Genomic DNA, 20,253 nt, shown 5'->3' on the forward strand with positions numbered 1-20,253 from the left:
CTTAAAATTCTCTGTACTAGCTACTATCGATTGTTACTTTTATGAGTAAGAGAGTTAAGAATTGTGGGGAGTCAATATGCAAAATCTGGGAGAAGTTTTTAAAGAATTGAGAAAGAGTCGGAATGTATCTCTACAGGAGGCGACGGGAGGAGAGTTTACTTATTCCATGCTGAGCAAATTTGAGCGTGGAGAAGCAGATTTATCCTCTATGAAATTGATTACTGCCTTAGATAACATCCACTCTGATTTGAATGAATTTATGTACTTGGTACGTGGTTTTTCTCAGAAAAAGGCTTTGGCTTTTCAAGAAAATCTCTGGGAACTATATGATAGAGAAGGGATTGATTCTCTCCATTCCTTGTATGAAGAGACGACTCAAAAGTATAGATCAAGTGGTGAAACAAGCTATCTTTTACAAATGATTCGTATCAAAAGCCTTCTCGTATTTTTTGATTCAAAAATAAGGGCAACGGATGAAGAACTGACTTTTCTCTATGACTATTTTTTTACTATTGATATCTGGGGAAATTATGAATTAGAACTATTTTCAACGATTTCTACTTTGTTTCCTCTGCCCCTCTACTTTAAATATTCTAGGGAGATGTTACAAAAGACGGATTTATTAGGCTCTTTACCTAGTAACAAAGCTGGTATTGATACCATTTTGATGAATGGACTCTTTAAAGCAATAGAGGAAAAGGATAAATTAAAAGCAGATTATTTTATCTTTCAGATTGAAAAACGAGAATTGCCAGAATCTCAAGCTTATCTTAAAATCATTTATATGATTGCTAAAGGGTATTATGATACTATTTTTATGTTTAAAAATAGCATAAAAATCTAGTTATCCGCATAAAAACTGGACTTATCACACTTTATCAAGGTCAAAACCACTCAATTTACTACTAATTTACTACTTATGAATGAGCTTTGATACGACGATTTATCCTTGAAAAGTGAAGATATAAAGATACTTCCAATAAAATTTGAATATTTAATAGGTAGACACTTCAAAAAATGAGGTGTCTATTTTTTTACCCGATTTTGAAAGGAAGTGAACTTATGAAAACAAAAAATCAAGAATCAAAAGGTCGTTCCCCACTCTTTAAGACCATCAAACATTCATTCAGCCAATAAAAAAGAAAGGATAGGTAAAAATATGGAACTTAAATTTGTGATTCCCAACATGGAAAAAACATTCGGCAATTTAGAATTTGCTGGCGAGGATAAAGTCGTTCAGCGAAGAATCAACGGACGGCTAACTGTCTTATCAAGAAGCTATAATCTCTATTCTGATGTTCAAAGAGCAGATGATATTGTGGTGGTGCTTCCTGCTGAAGCTGGCGAAAAACATTTCGGCTTTGAGGAACGTGTGAAGTTAGTCAATCCACGTATTACCGCAGAGGGCTACAAAATCGGCACTCGTGGTTTTACAAATTACCTTTTACATGCTGACGACATGATAAAAGAATAAAGAAAGAGAGGAAAAAATGATGAGATTAGCAAATGGCATTGTATTAGATAAAGACACGACTTTTGGAGAATTGAAATTCTCTGCTCTACGTCGTGAAGTGAGAATCCAAAATGAAGACGGGTCGGTTTCAGATGAAATCAAGGAACGTACCTATGACTTAAAATCCAAAGGACAAGGACGCATGATTCAAGTAAGTATTCCTGCCAGCGTGCCTTTGAAAGAGTTTGATTATAACGCACGGGTGGAACTTATCAATCCCATTGCGGACACCGTTGCTACTGCCACCTATCAAGGAGCAGATGTTGACTGGTATATCAAGGCAGACGATATTGTGCTGACAAAGGATTCTAGTTCATTCAAAGCTCAACCACAAGCAAAGAAAGAACCGACACAAGACAAATAGTCGCTAGGTAGAAAGGAGACTTTTTCGCATGAAACAGCGTGGTAAAAGGATTCGCCCATCTGGTAAAGATTTAGTCTTTCATTTTACGATAGCGTCACTCCTGCCTGTTTTCCTGCTGGTTGTCGGACTGTTTCATGTGAAGACAATCCAGCAGATCAACTGGCAGGATTTTAACCTATCACAAGCAGATAAGATTGACATTCCCTATTTAATTATCAGTTTCAGTGTCGCAATTCTTATCTGCTTGCTGGTAGCGTTTGTATTCAAACGGGTTCGCTATGATACGGTTAAACAACTTTACCACCGTCAAAAACTGGCAAAGATGATACTTGAAAACAAGTGGTATGAATCTGAACAGGTCAAAACAGAGGGTTTCTTTAAAGATAGTGCTGGTCGTACAAAGGAAAAGATAACCTACTTCCCTAAAATGTATTATCGACTTAAAAATGGCTTGATACAGATACGGGTGGAAATCACGCTGGGAAAATATCAAGACCAACTCTTACACTTGGAAAAGAAATTAGAGAGTGGCTTGTACTGTGAGCTGACGGATAAAGAGTTAAAGGATTCCTATGTGGAATATACTTTGCTCTATGACACCATAGCCAGTCGTATTTCTATTGATGAAGTAGAAGCTAAAGATGGTAAACTTCGCTTAATGAAAAACGTATGGTGGGAATATGATAAGCTCCCTCATATGTTGATTGCTGGTGGTACAGGTGGCGGTAAAACTTACTTTATACTGACACTGATTGAAGCCTTGCTTCATACAGATTCAAAACTGTATATTCTTGACCCGAAAAATGCTGATCTTGCGGACTTAGGTTCTGTGATGGCAAATGTCTACTATAGAAAAGAAGACTTGCTTTCTTGCATTGAAACATTCTATGAAGAAATGATGAAACGTAGTGAGGAAATGAAGCAGATGAAGAACTATAAGACTGGCAAAAATTATGCTTACTTAGGTCTCCCGGCACACTTCTTAATCTTTGATGAATACGTCGCTTTCATGGAAATGCTGGGAACAAAAGAAAACACCGCAGTTATGAATAAGCTGAAACAGATTGTCATGTTAGGTCGTCAAGCTGGCTTCTTTCTAATACTGGCTTGTCAACGTCCAGACGCAAAATATTTAGGCGACGGAATCCGTGATCAGTTTAATTTCAGAGTGGCTTTAGGTCGTATGTCTGAAATGGGCTATGGCATGATGTTTGGCAGTGACGTACAAAAGGACTTCTTCTTAAAGCGAATCAAAGGTCGTGGCTATGTTGATGTAGGAACAAGTGTCATATCAGAGTTTTATACTCCCCTTGTACCAAAAGGATATGATTTCTTGGAGGAAATTAAAAAGTTATCCAACAGCAGACAGTCCACGCAGGCGACGTGCGAAGCGGAAGTCGCAGGTGTGGACTGATCTTGCTGGCTGGTGTGGCAATAGCCACGCCAGCACTTAACCCCCCGTATCTAACAGGGGGGTACAAATCGACAGGAAACAGTCAAAAAAACATTAGAAAATCCTTTGGTTACAAGGGATTTACAAAATTTCAGCGTATGTCAAATGGGCTTTAAAAGTTGACATACGCCTTTTTGATTGGAGGGATTTTTACTGAATGAACAAACTTGGTTACAGCATTTAAAAGAAAAACGCTTGGCTTATGGACTATCTCAAAACCGTTTAGCTGTTGCGACTGGTATTACAAGGCAGTATCTAAGCGATATTGAAACAGGAAAAGTCAAGCCATCAGAGGATTTACAGCAGTCCCTTTGGGAAGCTCTGGAACGCTTCAATCCCGACGCTCCCCTTGAAATGCTGTTTGATTATGTAAGGATTCGCTTTCCGACAACAGACGTACAGCAGGTGGTCGAAAACATCTTACAACTGAAACTGTCCTATTTTCTTCATGAGGACTATGGTTTCTATTCTTATTCAGAGCATTATGCTTTAGGCGACATATTCGTCCTTTGCTCCCATGAACTGGACAAAGGAGTTCTGGTGGAATTGAAAGGTCGTGGGTGCAGACAATTTGAAAGCTATCTTCTGGCACAACAAAGAAGCTGGTATGAGTTCTTTATGGACGTTTTGGTGGCTGGCGGTGTGATGAAACGCCTTGACCTTGCCATTAACGATAAGACAGGGATTTTGAATATCCCTGTACTCACTGAAAAGTGCCAACAGGAAGAATGTATCTCCGTCTTCCGCAGTTTTAAAAGCTATCGCAGTGGCGAACTGGTACGCAAAGAGGAAAAGGAATGTATGGGAAACACCCTCTATATCGGTTCATTACAAAGTGAAGTTTATTTCTGTATCTATGAAAAGGACTACGAGCAGTACAAGAAAAATGATATTCCCATTGAAGACGCAGAAGTAAAAAACCGTTTTGAGATTCGATTGAAAAATGAGCGTGCCTATTATGCAGTCCGTGATTTACTCGTCTATGACAATCCAGAGCATACCGCCTTTAAAATTATCAATCGGTATATCCGTTTTGTAGATAAAGACGATTCCAAACCTCGTTCTGATTGGAAACTGAATGAAGAATGGGCTTGGTTTATTGGGAACAATCGTGAACGATTAAAACTAACCACAAAACCAGAGCCTTACTCCTTCCAAAGGACGCTGAACTGGCTATCTCATCAAGTTGCCCCGACCTTAAAGGTTGCGATTAAACTTGATGAAATCAACCAGACGCAGGTTGTAAAAGACATTCTCGACCATGCGAAACTGACAGACCGATACAAGCAGATTTTGAAGCAACAGTCAGTAAAAGAACAGGACGTGATAACAACAAAAAAAGGATATCTGTCAACCATACCAGTTGACAGATATCCAAAAAAAGATATAATGGGAGATAAGACGGTTCGTGTTCGTGCTGACTTGCACCATATCATAAAAATCGAAACAGCAAAGAATGGCGGAAACGTAAAAGAAGTTATGGAAATAAGACTTAGAAGCAAACTTAAGAGTGTGTTGATAGTGCATTATCTTAAAATTTTGTATAATAGGAATTGAAGTTAAATTAGATGCTAAAAATTTGTAATTAAGAAGGAGGGATTCGTCATGTTGGTATTCCAAATGCGTAATGTAGATAAAACATCTACTGTTTTGAAACAGACTAAAAACAGTGATTACGCAGATAAATAAATACGTTAGATTAATTCCTACCAGTGACTAATCTTATGACTTTTTAAACAGATAACTAAAATTACAAACAAATCGTTTAACTTCTGTATTTGTTTATAGATGTAATCACTTCAGGAGAGATTACATGAACAAAAATATAAAATATTCTCAAAACTTTTTAACGAGTGAAAAAGTACTCAACCAAATAATAAAACAATTGAATTTAAAAGAAACCGATACCGTTTACGAAATTGGAACAGGTAAAGGGCATTTAACGACGAAACTGGCTAAAATAAGTAAACAGGTAACGTCTATTGAATTAGACAGTCATCTATTCAACTTATCGTCAGAAAAATTAAAACTGAATACTCGTGTCACTTTAATTCACCAAGATATTCTACAGTTTCAATTCCCTAACAAACAGAGGTATAAAATTGTTGGGAATATTCCTTACCATTTAAGCACACAAATTATTAAAAAAGTGGTTTTTGAAAGCCGTGCGTCTGACATCTATCTGATTGTTGAAGAAGGATTCTACAAGCGTACCTTGGATATTCACCGAACACTAGGGTTGCTCTTGCACACTCAAGTCTCGATTCAGCAATTGCTTAAGCTGCCAGCGGAATGCTTTCATCCTAAACCAAAAGTAAACAGTGTCTTAATAAAACTTACCCGCCATACCACAGATGTTCCAGATAAATATTGGAAGCTATATACGTACTTTGTTTCAAAATGGGTCAATCGAGAATATCGTCAACTGTTTACTAAAAATCAGTTTCATCAAGCAATGAAACACGCCAAAGTAAACAATTTAAGTACCATTACTTATGAGCAAGTATTGTCTATTTTTAATAGTTATCTATTATTTAACGGGAGGAAATAATTCTATGAGTCGCTTTTTTAAATTTGGAAAGTTACACGTTACTAAAGGGAATGGAGATAAATTATTAGATATACTACTGACAGCTTCCAAGAAGCTAAAGAGGTCCCTAGCGCCTACGGGGAATTTGTATCGATAAGGGGTACAAATTCCCACTAAGCGCTCGGGACCCCTTGTAGGAAAATGTCCTAAGTGGGATATCTGTCAACTGGTATGGTTGACTAAAAATACTTCCTACGAAAATGTAGGGGGTATTTTTTTACGAAAAAATACAATCGATTCTTAAAAAGAAAAATTTTTGATTGGCAAAACCATAACAAGTTCGTTTTAGGGTTTTGATTTTGCGATTGATGCCTTCTAAAGGACCATTAGAGTATTCAAATTTAGCGCTATTTAAGACATATTTTCTGTTTTGACGAAGGGTTTGAATAGCAGTATCCATTTCTGTATTGGTTTTTTGGTAGTCTAAGATGGTTGACTCTAGTAATTCACTATTGCGCTCGTTTAGGGCTTTCGTGATATCTTGGTAAGTTTGGTATACTTCAGCGAACTTGGAAAATTTACTAGTAATGAGATCAACAGCATTTTGGCGAGTCATATATTGTTTAACGCCGCGAAGAAAAACTACTTCTTCAGGGTGAAGATCTTCAGCTTTTTTATGGAATAGCTTCCAATGTGACTTCATAATTTTATATTCTTGGCTCTGTTTATCAAGTTGCTTTAGGATAGAGATACGACAATTGTCCAAAGCGCGACCAGCTAATTGTACAAGGTGGAAGCGATCAATAATGATATTGGCATTAGGGAAAAGGCGATAGATAAAACTTTGATATTGAGCATTTAAATCAATTACAACTGATTGAACGCATTCGCGTTCGGCTTTTGAATAACGACTTTCAAAATAATCAACAATGGTAGGTGATAGACGATCCTGTAACTTTGTGACAATTTGGTGGGTTTCAGCGTCACAACAGATAAAGGACATCACAGACTTAATTGAACGAAACTCGTCAAAACATAGATGCTTAGGCAACTTAGCCACACGATAGTGTGGTTCCATGCGCTCTAAGATTGTTCGACGAACACTGCTAGGAGAGCAGTGACACATTTCAGCAATAAGCTGACCAGATAAGCCTTTACGAGCTAAAAGCATGATTTGATTTTTGAGATCACTGGATAAGGTTTGATTTTCTTTGGTTAAATTAGTAATAGCACCAAAAGTAGTATGGCATGATTTACATTTATAGCGTTGTTTACGAAGCTCTAGTTCATATCTTCTCCCATTTAAACTTGCCAGTCGTACATGAGTTTTGCGAAAGCCATCCTTATTAACTGTGGGAAAGCCACAGTTACGACAACGATTAATCGGATAAGAAAGAGTAGCTGTTATTAGCGTTATATACTCTTTAACAGAATCGTTGTTGTGTTCAGCTTCTTCAACAGAAATAATTTTAATATTTTTATCTTTAATTCCAAGAATATTTAGGATAGAATCATTATGGGACATTTGTTTAACCTTCTTTCATGATTTTTGTGGTGAATTGATTGTATAACGAGGGGACAGCAAATGTCCTCTTTTTTGTATAAAAAAATCTGGCATGGAATCTCTATCCATACCAGAAAGTGTATACCCCAAAAAAATAACTCAAATACAAATTCATTGAATATAGAGAGGAGAACATTTTTATGAATTTTGGACAAAACCTTTATAACTGGTTTCTATCAAACGCTCAATCACTGGTGCTTTTAGCAATCGTTGTGATTGGCTTGTATCTTGGCTTCAAGCGTGAGTTTAGCAAACTGATTGGCTTTTTAATTATTGCGATTATTGCGGTTGGCTTAGTCTTCAACGCTGCTGGAGTAAAAGACATTTTACTAGAGCTATTCAATCGCATTATTGGTGCTTAAATAAAACCGTTCTTTTGTGGAATATAAGTGGTTTTCTTATGTTCCGCAAAGGAATGGTACACCAAACGAAGTGCGGTAGGGATTTTTGAATCTCTACAAAGAAAGGACGTGAATATATGGACGATATGCAAGTCTATATTGCGAATTTAGGCAAATACAATGAGGGCGAATTGGTCGGTGCGTGGTTTACCTTTCCCATTGACTTTGAGGAAGTCAAAGAGAAAATCGGCTTGAATGATGAATATGAGGAATACGCCATTCATGACTACGAGTTACCCTTTACGGTTGACGAATACACTTCCATTGGCGAACTCAATCGACTATGGGAAATGGTATCGGAATTACCCGAAGAATTACAATCGGAGCTATCTGCTCTGCTCACTCATTTTTCAAGCATTGAAGAACTAAGCGAACATCAAGAGGATATTATCATTCATTCCGATTGTGATGATATGTATGACGTGGCACGCTACTACATTGAAGAAACGGGTGCTTTAGGCGAAGTACCAGCTAGTCTTCAAAACTATATTGATTATCAAGCCTATGGTCGGGATTTAGACCTTTCAGGAACGTTTATCTCAACCAATCATGGGATTTTTGAAATCGTCTATTAAATCTGTCGGTACATTACTACTGGCAGATTTTCTATTTTACGGGGTGGCTCAATCAGCTACCCCTATTTTTTATGAAAGGATTGATTACATGAAGAAAATACGAAGCTATACCAGTATCTGGTCTGTGGAAAAGGTACTGTATTCTATCAATGATTTTAGACTTCCGTTTCCCATAACCTTTACGCAAATGACATGGTTTGTCGTGTCACTCTTTGCAGTGATGATACTTGGCAACTTGCCCCCTCTTTCCATGATAGAGGGAGCATTTCTCAAATACTTTGGGATTCCTGTGGCTTTCACATGGTTTATGTCTACAAAAACTTTTGATGGTAAAAAGCCTTATGGATTTTTGAAGTCTGTCATTGCTTATGCACTGCGACCAAAGCTGACCTATGCAGGAAAAAAAGTAACGCTTGGCAGAAACCAGCCACAAGAAGCCATTACAGCAGTTAGGAGTGAATTTTATGGCATATCCAATTAAATACATTGAAAACAATCTCGTCTGGAATAAAGACGGGGAATGTTATGCTTACTATGAGCTTGTTCCTTACAATTACTCATTTCTAAGTCCAGAACAGAAAATACAAGTGCATGATTCTTTCAGACAGCTTATCGCACAAAATCGTGATGGCAAAATTCATGCTTTACAAATCAGTACAGAATCCAGCATACGTTCTGCACAAGAGCGTTCCAAAAATGAAGTCACTGGCAAGCTCAAAGCGGTTGCCTATGACAAAATCGACCAACAGACAGACGCTTTAATATCCATGATTGGCGAAAATCAAGTGAACTACCGTTTCTTTATCGGCTTTAAGTTGCTTCTCAACGATCAGGAGTTTTCTATGAAAAGTCTTACCGTTGAAGCAAAAAATGCTTTGTCTGATTTTGTCTATGATGTGAACCATAAGCTGATGGGCGATTTTGTTAGTATGAGTAATGATGAAATCCTGCGTTTTCAGAAGATGGAAAAGCTCTTAGAAAATAAAATCTCTCGTCGTTTCAAAATCCGCAGGTTAGATAAGGACGACTTCGGCTATCTGATTGAACACCTTTACGGACAGACAGGCACTGCCTATGAAGAGTATGAGTACCATCTATCAAAGAAAAAGCTGGATAATGAAACGCTGATTAAATACTATGACTTGATTAAGCCTACTCGCTGTTTGGTGGAAGAAAAACAGCGATATTTGAAAATCCAGCAGGAAGATGAAACCGTCTATGTAGCTTACTTTACCATTAACAGCATTGTCGGAGAACTGGACTTCCCGTCCTCTGAAATCTTCTACTACCAGCAACAGCAATTTACATTCCCGATTGATACGTCAATGAATGTGGAAATTGTAGCGAATCGTAAAGCCCTATCTACTGTCCGCAATAAAAAGAAAGAACTGAAAGACTTGGATAACCACGCTTGGCAAAGTGATAATGAAACCAGCTCCAATGTGGCGGAAGCTCTGGAAAGTGTGAATGAGCTGGAAACCAATTTAGACCAAAGCAAGGAATCTATGTACAAGCTGTCTTATGTGGTAAGGGTATCAGCAAATGATCTTGACGAACTCAAACGTCGTTGTAATGAAGTGAAAGATTTTTATGACGATTTAAGCGTAAAACTGGTACGACCATTTGGGGATATGCTCGGCTTACATGAAGAATTTTTACCTGCCAGCAAGCGTTATATGAATGATTATATTCAATACGTGACCTCTGATTTCCTCGCTGGTTTAGGTTTTGGTGCTACTCAAATGCTGGGGGAAAATGAGGGGATTTATGTTGGCTACAGCTTAGATACTGGACGCAATGTCTATCTGAAACCTGCTCTTGCCAGTCAAGGGGTTAAGGGTTCAGTAACCAATGCGTTAGCGTCGGCTTTTGTTGGTTCGCTGGGTGGTGGTAAATCCTTTGCGAATAACCTTATCGTCTATTATGCGGTGCTTTATGGGGCACAAGCAGTGATTGTAGACCCAAAAGCAGAACGTGGCAGATGGAAAGAAACCTTGCCAGAGATTTCCCATGAAATCAATATCGTCACTCTGACTTCTGATGAGAAAAACAAAGGCTTACTTGACCCTTATGTGATTATGAAAAATCCCAAAGATTCTGAATCACTGGCTATTGATATTCTGACATTCCTTACGGGGATTTCCTCTCGTGATGGGGAACGCTTCCCAATCCTTAGAAAAGCCATTCGTGCAGTAACCAATAGTGAAGTACGAGGGTTGATGAAAGTGATTGAGGAATTACGGGTTGAGAATACGCCACTAAGTACCAGTATAGCCGACCATATCGAAAGTTTTACAGACTATGACTTTGCACATTTATTATTCAGTAATGGTTATGTGGAGCAGTCTATCAGCTTAGAAAAACAACTGAACATTATACAGGTTGCGGACTTGGTACTTCCCGACAAGGAAACTTCCTTTGAGGAATATACCACTATGGAGCTTTTATCCGTTGCTATGCTGATTGTCATTAGTACCTTTGCTTTAGACTTTATCCATACAGACCGAAGCATTTTCAAGATTGTAGATTTAGACGAAGCATGGAGCTTTTTACAGGTAGCACAAGGAAAAACACTATCTATGAAGCTGGTTCGGGCTGGTCGTGCTATGAACGCTGGGGTATATTTCGTGACCCAAAATACAGACGACCTCTTAGATGAAAAACTGAAAAATAACCTCGGCTTAAAATTTGCATTTCGTTCCACTGACCTTAACGAGATTAAAAAGACCTTAGCCTTTTTTGGTGTAGACCCAGAGGACGAAAACAATCAGAAGCGATTGCGTGATTTGGAAAACGGGCAATGCCTTATCAGTGATTTATATGGTCGTGTCGGTGTGATACAGTTCCACCCTGTATTTGAAGAACTGCTCCATGCCTTTGATACCAGACCACCTGTGCGAAAAGAGGTGTAAATGTGAAACCATCAATATTAAACAGAATAAAATCAAACTGGACGCTGAAACGTCTAGGTAAAGTGGCAATGACAGTGGCTTTCACACTTGTGATTGCCATTTTTCTTTTAGCCATGCTGGGAACGGTGGTTCAAGCTGCGGGCTTGGTAGATGATACGGTCAATGTGGCAAATGAATACAGCCGATACCCACTTGAAAACTATCAACTGGATTTTTATGTGGATAATAGCTGGGGCTGGCTACCGTGGAACTGGTCGGACGGGATTGGAAAACAGGTCATGTATGGACTATATGCCATTACCAATTTTATTTGGACAATCAGTCTTTATGTTTCCAATGCGACGGGTTACTTAGTACAGGAAGCCTATTCCTTAGACTTCATTTCCGCTACAGCAGATTCCATTGGCAAGAATATGCAGACCCTTGCAGGGGTTACGCCTAGTGGACTATCAACAGAGGGTTTCTATGTTGGATTCCTTTTACTCTTGATTTTGGTTCTTGGGGTTTATGTTGCCTATACAGGACTGATAAAGAGAGAAACCACAAAGGCAATTCATGCCCTCATGAATTTTGTGCTGGTTTTTATCCTATCGGCTTCCTTTATTTCCTATGCTCCCGACTACATTAAAAAAATCAATGACTTTTCATCAGACATCAGCAACGCTAGTTTGTCACTGGGTACAAAAATTGTCATGCCCCATTCAGATAGTCAAGGCAAGGACAGTGTGGACTTGATACGTGACAGCCTATTTTCCATACAGGTTCAGCAACCGTGGCTACTGCTTCAATATAACAGTTCAGACATTGAAAGTATTGGTATTGACCGTGTGGAAAGCCTGCTCTCAACCAGTCCAGATTCCAACAATGGGGAAGACAGAGAAAAAATTGTTGCGGAAGAAATTGAAGATAGAAGCAATACCAATATGACGATTACAAAGACGATTAACCGTTTAGGTACAGTCTTCTTCCTATTTGTCTTCAATATTGGGATTTCCATATTTGTATTCCTATTAACAGGAATCATGATTTTCTCGCAGGTACTTTTTATCATCTATGCTATGTTTCTGCCTGTGAGCTTTATTTTAAGCATGATTCCATCATTTGATGGTATGTCAAAACGAGCCATAACAAAGCTCTTTAATACCATTTTGACACGAGCTGGAATCACATTGATTATTACGACAGCATTTAGTATTTCAACCATGCTCTATACCTTATCGGCTGGTTATCCGTTCTTTTTGATTGCTTTTCTACAGATTGTGACCTTTGCAGGAATCTACTTCAAGCTGGGCGATTTAATGAGTATGTTTTCTCTACAGAGTAACGATTCTCAAAGTGTGGGAAGTCGTGTGATGAGAAAACCTCGTATGCTTATGCACGCTCACATGCACCGTCTACAGCGGAAACTTGGACGTTCCATGACTACTCTAGGGGCTGGGTCTGCCATTGTTACAGGTAAAAAAGGACAGTCGGGTTCGGGGAGTTCTGCAAGGACACAAGCAGATCACTCCCGACCAGACGGAAAGGAAAAATCAACACTTGGAAAACGTATCGGTCAAACCATCGGTACAGTAGCTGATACCAAAGACAGAATGGTAGACACTGCTAGTGGTTTGAAAGAACAGGTTAAAGATTTGCCGACCAATGCAAGATATGCAGTATATCAAGGAAAATCCAAAGTAAAAGAGAATGTCCGTGATTTAACCAGTAGTATTTCTCAAACCAAAGCGGACAGAGCCAGTGGACGCAAGGAACAGCAGGAACAAAGGCGAAAAACCATTGCGAAGCGTCGCTCTGAAATGGAACAGGTCAAACAGAAAAAACAGCCTGCTTCTTCTGTTCATGAAAGACCGACTACAAGACAAGAACAATATCATGATGAACAGACCTCAAAACAGTCTAATATTCAGACTTCATATAAGGAATCTCAACAAGCCAAACAAGAGCGTCCAGCAGTTAAGTCCGATTTTTCAAGTCCAAAAGTGGAACGCCAAGGCAATACCGTTCAAGAAAAAACCGTTCAAAAGCCAGCAACTTCAACCACTACAGCAGATAGAACTTCACAACGTCCAATCACAAAAGAACGTCCGTCTACTGTTCAAAGAGTACCACTACAAAATACAAGAAGTAGACCACCAATCAAAACCGCCACCATTAAGAAAGTCGGTAAGAAACCATGAAGTTGAAAACTTTAGTGATTGGTGGTTCTGGATTATTCTTGATGGTCTTCTCACTGCTTCTGTTTGTTGCCATTTTATTTTCAGATGAACAGGACAGCGGAATTTCCAATATTCATTATGGAGGTGTGAATGTTTCCGCAGAAGTGCTGGCTCATAAGCCTATGGTAGAAAAATATGCCAAAGAATATGGCGTTGAAGAATATGTCAACATACTTCTTGCGATTATACAGGTGGAATCGGGCGGTACTGCGGAAGATGTTATGCAGTCCTCGGAATCCCTCGGTCTTCCACCTAATTCATTGAGTACAGAAGAATCCATTAAGCAAGGTGTGAAGTATTTCAGTGAATTATTAGCCAGTAGCGAAAGGCTCAGTGTAGATTTAGAATCGGTTATCCAGTCCTACAATTATGGTGGTGGTTTCTTAGGGTATGTGGCTAATCGTGGAAATAAATATACCTTTGAACTGGCTCAAAGTTTCTCAAAAGAGTATTCAGGTGGCGAAAAAGTGTCTTACCCCAATCCCATAGCCATACCTATCAATGGGGGCTGGCGATACAACTATGGCAATATGTTTTATGTGCAACTGGTAACGCAGTATCTTGTCACAACAGAGTTTGATGATGATACGGTACAAGCCATCATGGACGAAGCACTGAAATATGAGGGCTGGCGATACGTTTACGGTGGAGCTTCCCCGACTACTTCTTTTGATTGTAGCGGACTGACACAATGGACGTATGGAAAAGCTGGAATTAACTTACCACGAACCGCACAACAGCAATATGATGTGACCCAGCATATCCCACTATCGGAAGCACAAGCTGGCGATTTGGTTTTCTTTCATTCTACCTATAACGCTGGCTCTTATATTACTCATGTTGGGATATACCTTGGCAATAACCGTATGTTTCATGCAGGCGACCCAATCGGTTATGCCGACTTAACAAGCCCCTACTGGCAACAGCATTTAGTGGGAGCAGGACGAATCAAACAATGAGAAAGGAAGATTTAATGATGAAATTTAGAAAAAATCAGAATAAAGAAAAACAGATACCAAAGGAAAAGAAACCTCGTGTCTATAAGGTCAATCCTCATAAAAAGGTTGTGATTGCCTTGTGGGTACTTTTAGGGCTTAGTTTCAGCTTTGCGATATTCAAGCACTTTACAGCTATAGATACTCATACTATTCACGAAACAACTATCATAGAAAAGGAATACGTTGATACTCATCATGTAGAAAATTTTGTAGAGAACTTTGCGAAAGTCTACTATTCATGGGAGCAATCCGATAAGTCCATTGATAATCGAATGGAAAGTCTAAAAGGCTATCTGACAGATGAACTTCAAGCTCTCAATGTTGATACAGTACGCAAAGATATTCCTGTATCGTCTTCTGTAAGAGGATTTCAGATATGGACGGTAGAGCCAACTGGCGACAATGAGTTTAATGTAACCTACAGTGTAGACCAGCTCATTACAGAGGGAGAAAATACAAAGACCGTCCACTCTGCTTATATAGTGAGTGTCTATGTAGATGGTTCTGGAAATATGGTACTGGTTAAGAATCCGACCATTACCAACATACCTAAGAAATCAAGTTATAAACCAAAAGCCATTGAAAGTGAGGGGACGGTTGATTCCATTACAACCAATGAAATCAATGAGTTTTTAACGACGTTCTTCAAGCTCTATCCTACAGCGACAGCCAGTGAACTTTCCTACTATGTGAATGACGGGATATTAAAACCAATCGGAAAAGAGTACATCTTTCAAGAACTGGTAAATCCTATTCACAATCGTAAGGATAATCAAGTCACGGTATCGCTGACAGTGGAGTATATCGACCAGCAGACCAAAGCAACGCAGGTATCTCAATTTGATTTGGTACTTGAAAAGAACGGGAGTAATTGGAAGATTATAGAATAACAAATATTGGTACATTATTACAGCTATTTTGTAATCACGTACTCTCTTTGATAAAAAATTGGAGATTCCTTGACAAATATGCTCTTACGTGCTATTATTTAAGTATCTATTTAAAAGGAGTTAATAAATATGCGGCAAGGTATTCTTAAATAAACTGTCAATTTGATAGTGGGAACAAATAATTGGATGTCCTTTTTTAGGAGGGCTTAGTTTTTTGTACCCAGTTTAAGAATACCTTTATCATGTGATTCTAAAGTATCCGGAGAATATCTGTATGCTTTGTATGCCTATGGTTATGCATAAAAATCCCAGTGATTTATCACTGGGATTTTTATGCCCTTTTGGGTTTTTGAATGGAGGAAAATCACATGAAAATTATTAATATTGGAGTTTTAGCTCATGTTGATGCAGGAAAAACTACCTTAACAGAAAGCTTATTATATAACAGTGGAGCGATTACAGAATTAGGAAGCGTGGACAAAGGTACAACGAGGACGGATAATACGCTTTTAGAACGTCAGAGAGGAATTACAATTCAGACAGGAATAACCTCTTTTCAGTGGGAAAATACGAAGGTGAACATCATAGACACGCCAGGACATATGGATTTCTTAGCAGAAGTATATCGTTCATTATCAGTTTTAGATGGGGCAATTCTACTGATTTCTGCAAAAGATGGCGTACAAGCACAAACTCGTATATTATTTCATGCACTTAGGAAAATGGGGATTCCCACAATCTTTTTTATCAATAAGATTGACCAAAATGGAATTGATTTATCAACGGTTTATCAGGATATTAAAGAGAAACTTTCTGCCGAAATTGTAATCAAACAGAAGGTAGAACTGTATCCTAATATGTGTGTGACGAACTTTACCGAATCTGAACAATGGGATACGGTAATAGAGGGAAACGATGACCTTTTAGAGAAATATATGTCCGGTAAATCATTAGAAGCATTGGAACTCGAACAAGAGGAAAGCATAAGATTTCAGAATTGTTCTCTGTTCCCTCTTTATCATGGAAGTGCAAAAAGTAATATAGGGATTGATAACCTTATAGAAGTTATTACTAATAAATTTTATTCATCAACACATCGAGGTCAGTCTGAACTTTGCGGAAAAGTTTTCAAAATTGAGTATTCGGAAAAAAGACAGCGTCTTGCATATATACGTCTTTATAGTGGCGTACTGCATTTGCGAGATTCGGTTAGAATATCGGAAAAGGAAAAAATAAAAATTACAGAAATGTATACTTCAATAAATGGTGAATTATGTAAAATTGATAAGGCTTATTCCGGGGAAATTGTTATTTTGCAGAATGAGTTTTTGAAGTTAAATAGTGTTCTTGGAGATACAAAGCTATTGCCACAGAGAGAGAGAATTGAAAATCCCCTCCCTCTGCTGCAAACGACTGTTGAACCGAGCAAACCTCAACAAAGGGAAATGTTACTTGATGCACTTTTAGAAATCTCCGACAGTGACCCGCTTCTACGATATTACGTGGATTCTACGACACATGAAATTATACTTTCTTTCTTAGGGAAAGTACAAATGGAAGTGATTAGTGCACTGTTGCAAGAAAAGTATCATGTGGAGATAGAACTAAAAGAGCCTACAGTCATTTATATGGAGAGACCGTTAAAAAATGCAGAATATACCATTCACATCGAAGTGCCGCCAAATCCTTTCTGGGCTTCCATTGGTTTATCTGTATCACCGCTTCCGTTGGGAAGTGGAATGCAGTATGAGAGCTCGGTTTCTCTTGGATACTTAGATCAATCATTTCAAAATGCAGTTATGGAAGGGATACGCTATGGCTGTGAACAAGGATTGTATGGTTGGAATGTGACGGACTGTAAAATCTGTTTTAAGTATGGCTTATACTATAGCCCTGTTAGTACCCCAGCAGATTTTCGGATGCTTGCTCCTATTGTATTGGAACAAGTCTTAAAAAAAGCTGGAACAGAATTGTTAGAGCCATATCTTAGTTTTAAAATTTATGCGCCACAGGAATATCTTTCACGAGCATACAACGATGCTCCTAAATATTGTGCGAACATCGTAGACACTCAATTGAAAAATAATGAGGTCATTCTTAGTGGAGAAATCCCTGCTCGGTGTATTCAAGAATATCGTAGTGATTTAACTTTCTTTACAAATGGACGTAGTGTTTGTTTAACAGAGTTAAAAGGGTACCATGTTACTACCGGTGAACCTGTTTGCCAGCCCCGTCGTCCAAATAGTCGGATAGATAAAGTACGATATATGTTCAATAAAATAACTTAGTGTATTTTATGTTGTTATATAAATATGGTTTCTTGTTAAATAAGATGAAATATTTTTTAATAAAGATTTGAATTAAAGTGTAAAGGAGGAGATAGTTATTATAAACTACAAGTGGATATTGTGTCCTGTATGTGGAAATAAAACACGATTAAAGATAAGGGAAGATACTGAATTAAAAAAATTCCCCCTCTATTGTCCGAAATGCAGACAAGAAAATTTAATTGAAATAAAGCAGTTCAAAGTAACTGTGATTACAGAGCCAGACGCAAAGACGCAGAGCCGATAAAATGAGATTAATACAATCTCATTTTATCGGCTCTTTCCGTTATGTATGGATTCTTTTAATTAGTCTTCGATGTTTCTTGCTTCGTTGATACCGCTGGCTAAAGATTCCATTAAGGATAGTTCTTTGTCTGTAAAGCTATCCATGTATTTCTCTATCTGTAATCGTCGGGTGCTTTTTACCAAGTTATTAGCAGGTAAGAAAAATTCATCAACGGAAACATGAAGTAACGATACAAGGTCATAAAGAACTTGTATGCTGGGGTGTTGCCCTTTATTTTCAATATTAGTTAAGTACCGTGGGTCAATTTCAATCAATGCTCCCACTTGTTCACGAGTTAAACCTCGTTTCAATCGAGCTTCTTTAATGGCTAAACCAAAGGCTCTAAAATCATATTTATCTTCTTTTTTACGCATAGTAGACCACCTCTATACATTTTATTGTTCCTACTGAATTAAAAACAGGTATAGAAAAACGTGTTATATGGTTTATAGGTTTATATTTAATAAAAAGCACTACTAAACGCCAATAAAAAAAACCGTTATATGGTAGTGCTATTTACGCTGTTAAAATATTGTATATTACTTCCAAATGGCGGTTTGTTGGAGGTCAACGTCGCCATGAAGTACATCATATACAATAAATTTCCTTACATTGGGTTCTTGTCAAAAAAAGTCGTCTATCTGCAATAGATAAGTACGTCCACCAATGTGGTTTTATAAATCATATAGATAGAATAACAGAAGCATGTAAACAGAGAAATAAATCTGTTTATATGCTTTTTTGGCTATTCAGAACTTTTTTACAAAGTTTATTTATCAGTAATGCAACAAATCCCCCTTTCACATTGGGACTAAGAGTGAAAGGAGATAAACGAGCAAGGCTCACTTCCTTTCCTAGACAGAAAGGGGGTGAGAAACATGAAACCATCTTCTTTTCAGACCACAATAGAAAATCAGTTTGACTATATCTGTAAACGTGCTATGGAAGACGAGCGAAAGAATTATATGCTTTATCTTTCAAGGATTGCAAAGCGTGAGGTGTCCTTTTCGGATGTTGGCGATTATCTTGTTAGCCAGTTTGCGACAACAGATAACTATTCAACTGACTTTCAGATTTTTACACTCAATGGGTTATCAGTAGGCGTTGAAAATGATTTGTTGAGTGAAGCATTACGTGAGTTGCCAGACAAGAAACGTGAAATTCTACTGCTGTTTTACTTTATGGACATGAGCGATTCAGAAATTGCAGACCTGTTGAAATTGAACCGTTCTACTGTCTATCGGCATAGAACCAGTGGACTAGCCTTAATTAAAAAGTTTATGGAGGAATTTGAAGAATGAAAACACAATATCCTATGATTCCCTTTCCTCTCATTGTAAAGGCAACAGATGGCGATACCGAAGCGATTAACCAGATTCTACATCATTACAGAGGGTACATAACGAAGCGTTCCCTACGACTTATGAAAGATGAATATGGCAATCAAAGTATGGTCGTTGATGAAGTCTTACGTGGAAGAATGGAAACCAGACTGATTACAAAGATTTTGTCATTTGAAATTAAGTAATATCCTCTCTCCTTTCGTGGAAGCGTGCTAAACCATTCCACGCTTCCCGAACAGGGAGGTTTGTTATTCCACCAAAGCATATTGAGCTTTCAATGTGTTTTGATAGGCTAACGAGCCATTGTTCTTTGAAAACTGAATAAAAGTAATCGAATACGTTTCGATAAGAAAAGAGCCAACGGAACTAACCGCCATGACCTATCTTATAAAGATAGCGAGCGATTCATGTTAGTGATCCGAGAAGCAATCTTTAGCAGGATTGCCTGCAACGACATTCTTATCGTGATAATGATACTCCCATACAGTCAATAGTCCGAGCGTGATAAAACCGTCGCAGGCAATGAGTATGGCTACATGAGAACCATGCAGGGGTGGAACTCCCGTGAGCTTTGCTAAAGCTGTTCGATTGCTGGTAAAACAACTTTTATGAAATCCAAATAAGTGATTTGGAAAGGAGGATTTTATGAAGCAGACTGACATTCCTATTTGGGAACGTTATACCCTAACCATTGAAGAAGCGTCAAAATATTTTCGTATTGGCGAAAACAAGCTACGACGCTTGGCAGAGGAAAATAAAAATGCAAATTGGCTGATTATGAATGGCAATCGTATTCAGATTAAACGAAAACAATTTGAAAAAATTATAGATACATTGGACGCAATCTAGCGTCGCCAAAGGGTCTTGTATATGATAAA

Annotated in this window: 23 protein-coding genes and 2 pseudogenes; 22 read left to right on the forward strand and 3 right to left on the reverse strand. The window is 38.2% G+C overall.

The features are described 5' to 3' along the window. Positions 1-76: 76 nt before the first annotated feature. The 9 genes and pseudogenes from HT669_RS05000 to erm(B) all read left to right on the forward strand — a co-directional run bounded on the left by HT669_RS05000 (position 77) and on the right by erm(B) (position 5,881). Complete coding sequence (locus HT669_RS05000) at positions 77-844, forward strand: Rgg/GadR/MutR family transcriptional regulator (protein ID WP_172922371.1); 768 nt, start codon at positions 77-79, stop codon at positions 842-844. A gap of 315 nt (positions 845-1,159) precedes the next feature. Further along, on the forward strand, positions 1,160-1,474 hold the full coding sequence (locus HT669_RS05005; RefSeq protein ID WP_000420682.1) for a YdcP family protein: 315 nt from the start codon (positions 1,160-1,162) through the stop codon (positions 1,472-1,474). 16 nt (positions 1,475-1,490) lie between these two features. Beyond that, positions 1,491-1,877, forward strand: coding sequence for a YdcP family protein (locus HT669_RS05010; RefSeq protein ID WP_000985015.1), 387 nt, complete (start codon positions 1,491-1,493; stop codon positions 1,875-1,877). A gap of 28 nt (positions 1,878-1,905) precedes the next feature. After that, complete coding sequence (locus HT669_RS05015; RefSeq protein WP_000813488.1) at positions 1,906-3,291, forward strand: FtsK/SpoIIIE domain-containing protein; 1,386 nt, start codon at positions 1,906-1,908, stop codon at positions 3,289-3,291. Positions 3,292-3,293: 2 nt separating this feature from the next. Continuing rightward, a complete protein-coding gene (locus HT669_RS05020) occupies positions 3,294-3,446 on the forward strand; it encodes a hypothetical protein (RefSeq protein ID WP_000879507.1) in 153 nt (50 codons plus the stop codon). Positions 3,447-3,468: 22 nt separating this feature from the next. Further along, positions 3,469-4,671 (forward strand): annotated as a pseudogene (mobT, locus tag HT669_RS05025) (MobT family relaxase); the annotation flags it as partial. 48 nt (positions 4,672-4,719) lie between these two features. Then, positions 4,720-4,887 carry an MLS leader peptide gene (locus tag HT669_RS11080; protein ID WP_000502600.1) on the forward strand — a complete coding sequence of 56 codons (168 nt, stop codon included), beginning with the start codon at positions 4,720-4,722 and terminating at the stop codon, positions 4,885-4,887. 48 nt (positions 4,888-4,935) lie between these two features. Continuing rightward, positions 4,936-5,019, forward strand: a complete 84-nt coding sequence (locus HT669_RS05030) for a 23S rRNA methyltransferase attenuation leader peptide (RefSeq protein WP_001814874.1) — start codon at positions 4,936-4,938, stop codon at positions 5,017-5,019. A gap of 124 nt (positions 5,020-5,143) precedes the next feature. Continuing rightward, positions 5,144-5,881 carry a 23S rRNA (adenine(2058)-N(6))-methyltransferase Erm(B) gene (gene erm(B) / locus HT669_RS05035; RefSeq protein WP_001038795.1) on the forward strand — a complete coding sequence of 246 codons (738 nt, stop codon included), beginning with the start codon at positions 5,144-5,146 and terminating at the stop codon, positions 5,879-5,881. A 256-nt stretch (positions 5,882-6,137) separates the two neighbouring features. Here the strand turns inward: erm(B) and HT669_RS05040 are convergent, their stop codons facing one another. Continuing rightward, positions 6,138-7,385 carry an ISL3 family transposase gene (locus HT669_RS05040; RefSeq protein WP_000019067.1) on the reverse strand — a complete coding sequence of 416 codons (1,248 nt, stop codon included), beginning with the start codon at positions 7,383-7,385 and terminating at the stop codon, positions 6,138-6,140. 179 nt (positions 7,386-7,564) lie between these two features. Here HT669_RS05040 and HT669_RS05045 point away from each other — a divergent pair, with 179 nt between their 5' ends. From HT669_RS05045 to HT669_RS05090, 10 genes and pseudogenes are all read left to right on the forward strand, one after another. Beyond that, entirely contained in the window at positions 7,565-7,786 is a 222-nt protein-coding gene (locus HT669_RS05045; protein ID WP_001009056.1) for a hypothetical protein, read from the forward strand. Between the two features lie 116 nt (positions 7,787-7,902). Next, complete coding sequence (locus tag HT669_RS05050; RefSeq protein WP_000342539.1) at positions 7,903-8,400, forward strand: antirestriction protein ArdA; 498 nt, start codon at positions 7,903-7,905, stop codon at positions 8,398-8,400. An 88-nt stretch (positions 8,401-8,488) separates the two neighbouring features. Beyond that, positions 8,489-8,881: a conjugal transfer protein gene (locus HT669_RS05055; RefSeq protein ID WP_000723888.1), complete on the forward strand. Its 393-nt coding sequence runs from the start codon at positions 8,489-8,491 to the stop codon at positions 8,879-8,881. Next, positions 8,865-11,312: an ATP-binding protein gene (locus HT669_RS05060; protein ID WP_000331160.1), complete on the forward strand. Its 2,448-nt coding sequence runs from the start codon at positions 8,865-8,867 to the stop codon at positions 11,310-11,312. Before HT669_RS05055 ends, HT669_RS05060 begins: the two co-directional genes overlap by 17 nt. Before the next feature lie 2 nt (positions 11,313-11,314). Beyond that, positions 11,315-13,492 (forward strand): YtxH domain-containing protein, encoded by a 2,178-nt coding sequence (locus tag HT669_RS05065; protein WP_172922154.1) that lies wholly within the window; start codon positions 11,315-11,317, stop codon positions 13,490-13,492. Further along, complete coding sequence (locus HT669_RS05070; protein WP_000769868.1) at positions 13,489-14,490, forward strand: bifunctional lysozyme/C40 family peptidase; 1,002 nt, start codon at positions 13,489-13,491, stop codon at positions 14,488-14,490. Before HT669_RS05065 ends, HT669_RS05070 begins: the two co-directional genes overlap by 4 nt. After that, positions 14,487-15,419, forward strand: a complete 933-nt coding sequence (locus HT669_RS05075) for a conjugal transfer protein (protein WP_001224318.1) — start codon at positions 14,487-14,489, stop codon at positions 15,417-15,419. The genes HT669_RS05070 and HT669_RS05075 overlap by 4 nt, the downstream gene beginning before the upstream one ends. A gap of 244 nt (positions 15,420-15,663) precedes the next feature. Then, positions 15,664-15,772: pseudogene (locus HT669_RS05080) on the forward strand (tetracycline resistance determinant leader peptide). A 15-nt stretch (positions 15,773-15,787) separates the two neighbouring features. Then, positions 15,788-17,707: a tetracycline resistance ribosomal protection protein Tet(M) gene (tet(M), locus tag HT669_RS05085; RefSeq protein WP_172922153.1), complete on the forward strand. Its 1,920-nt coding sequence runs from the start codon at positions 15,788-15,790 to the stop codon at positions 17,705-17,707. 118 nt (positions 17,708-17,825) lie between these two features. Beyond that, complete coding sequence (locus HT669_RS05090) at positions 17,826-17,993, forward strand: cysteine-rich KTR domain-containing protein (RefSeq protein WP_000336323.1); 168 nt, start codon at positions 17,826-17,828, stop codon at positions 17,991-17,993. Positions 17,994-18,052: 59 nt separating this feature from the next. Here the strand turns inward: HT669_RS05090 and HT669_RS05095 are convergent, their stop codons facing one another. Further along, complete coding sequence (locus tag HT669_RS05095) at positions 18,053-18,406, reverse strand: helix-turn-helix transcriptional regulator (protein ID WP_001227347.1); 354 nt, start codon at positions 18,404-18,406, stop codon at positions 18,053-18,055. Positions 18,407-18,910: 504 nt separating this feature from the next. On the opposite strand from HT669_RS05095, the gene HT669_RS05100 reads away from it, so the two are divergent. Together HT669_RS05100 and HT669_RS05105 are read left to right on the forward strand one after the other, a co-directional pair. Then, positions 18,911-19,333 carry a sigma-70 family RNA polymerase sigma factor gene (locus HT669_RS05100; RefSeq protein ID WP_000804885.1) on the forward strand — a complete coding sequence of 141 codons (423 nt, stop codon included), beginning with the start codon at positions 18,911-18,913 and terminating at the stop codon, positions 19,331-19,333. Next, positions 19,330-19,560, forward strand: a complete 231-nt coding sequence (locus HT669_RS05105) for a helix-turn-helix domain-containing protein (protein ID WP_000857133.1) — start codon at positions 19,330-19,332, stop codon at positions 19,558-19,560. The genes HT669_RS05100 and HT669_RS05105 overlap by 4 nt, the downstream gene beginning before the upstream one ends. A 225-nt stretch (positions 19,561-19,785) precedes the next feature. Here the strand turns inward: HT669_RS05105 and HT669_RS11085 are convergent, their stop codons facing one another. Then, the gene (locus HT669_RS11085) at positions 19,786-20,037 is read right to left on the reverse strand and encodes a hypothetical protein (protein WP_001845478.1); all 252 of its coding nucleotides are present in this window, start codon (positions 20,035-20,037) and stop codon (positions 19,786-19,788) included. Between HT669_RS11085 and HT669_RS05110 the strand changes: the two genes are divergently transcribed. Further along, positions 20,021-20,224, forward strand: coding sequence for an excisionase (locus tag HT669_RS05110; RefSeq protein ID WP_000814511.1), 204 nt, complete (start codon positions 20,021-20,023; stop codon positions 20,222-20,224). The two genes, HT669_RS11085 and HT669_RS05110, sit on opposite strands and share 17 nt — an antisense overlap. The last annotated feature ends 29 nt before the right edge of the window (positions 20,225-20,253 follow it).

This window comes from Streptococcus sp. 2100 (assembly GCF_013276335.1).
GTDB lineage: Bacteria > Bacillota > Bacilli > Lactobacillales > Streptococcaceae > Streptococcus > Streptococcus pseudopneumoniae.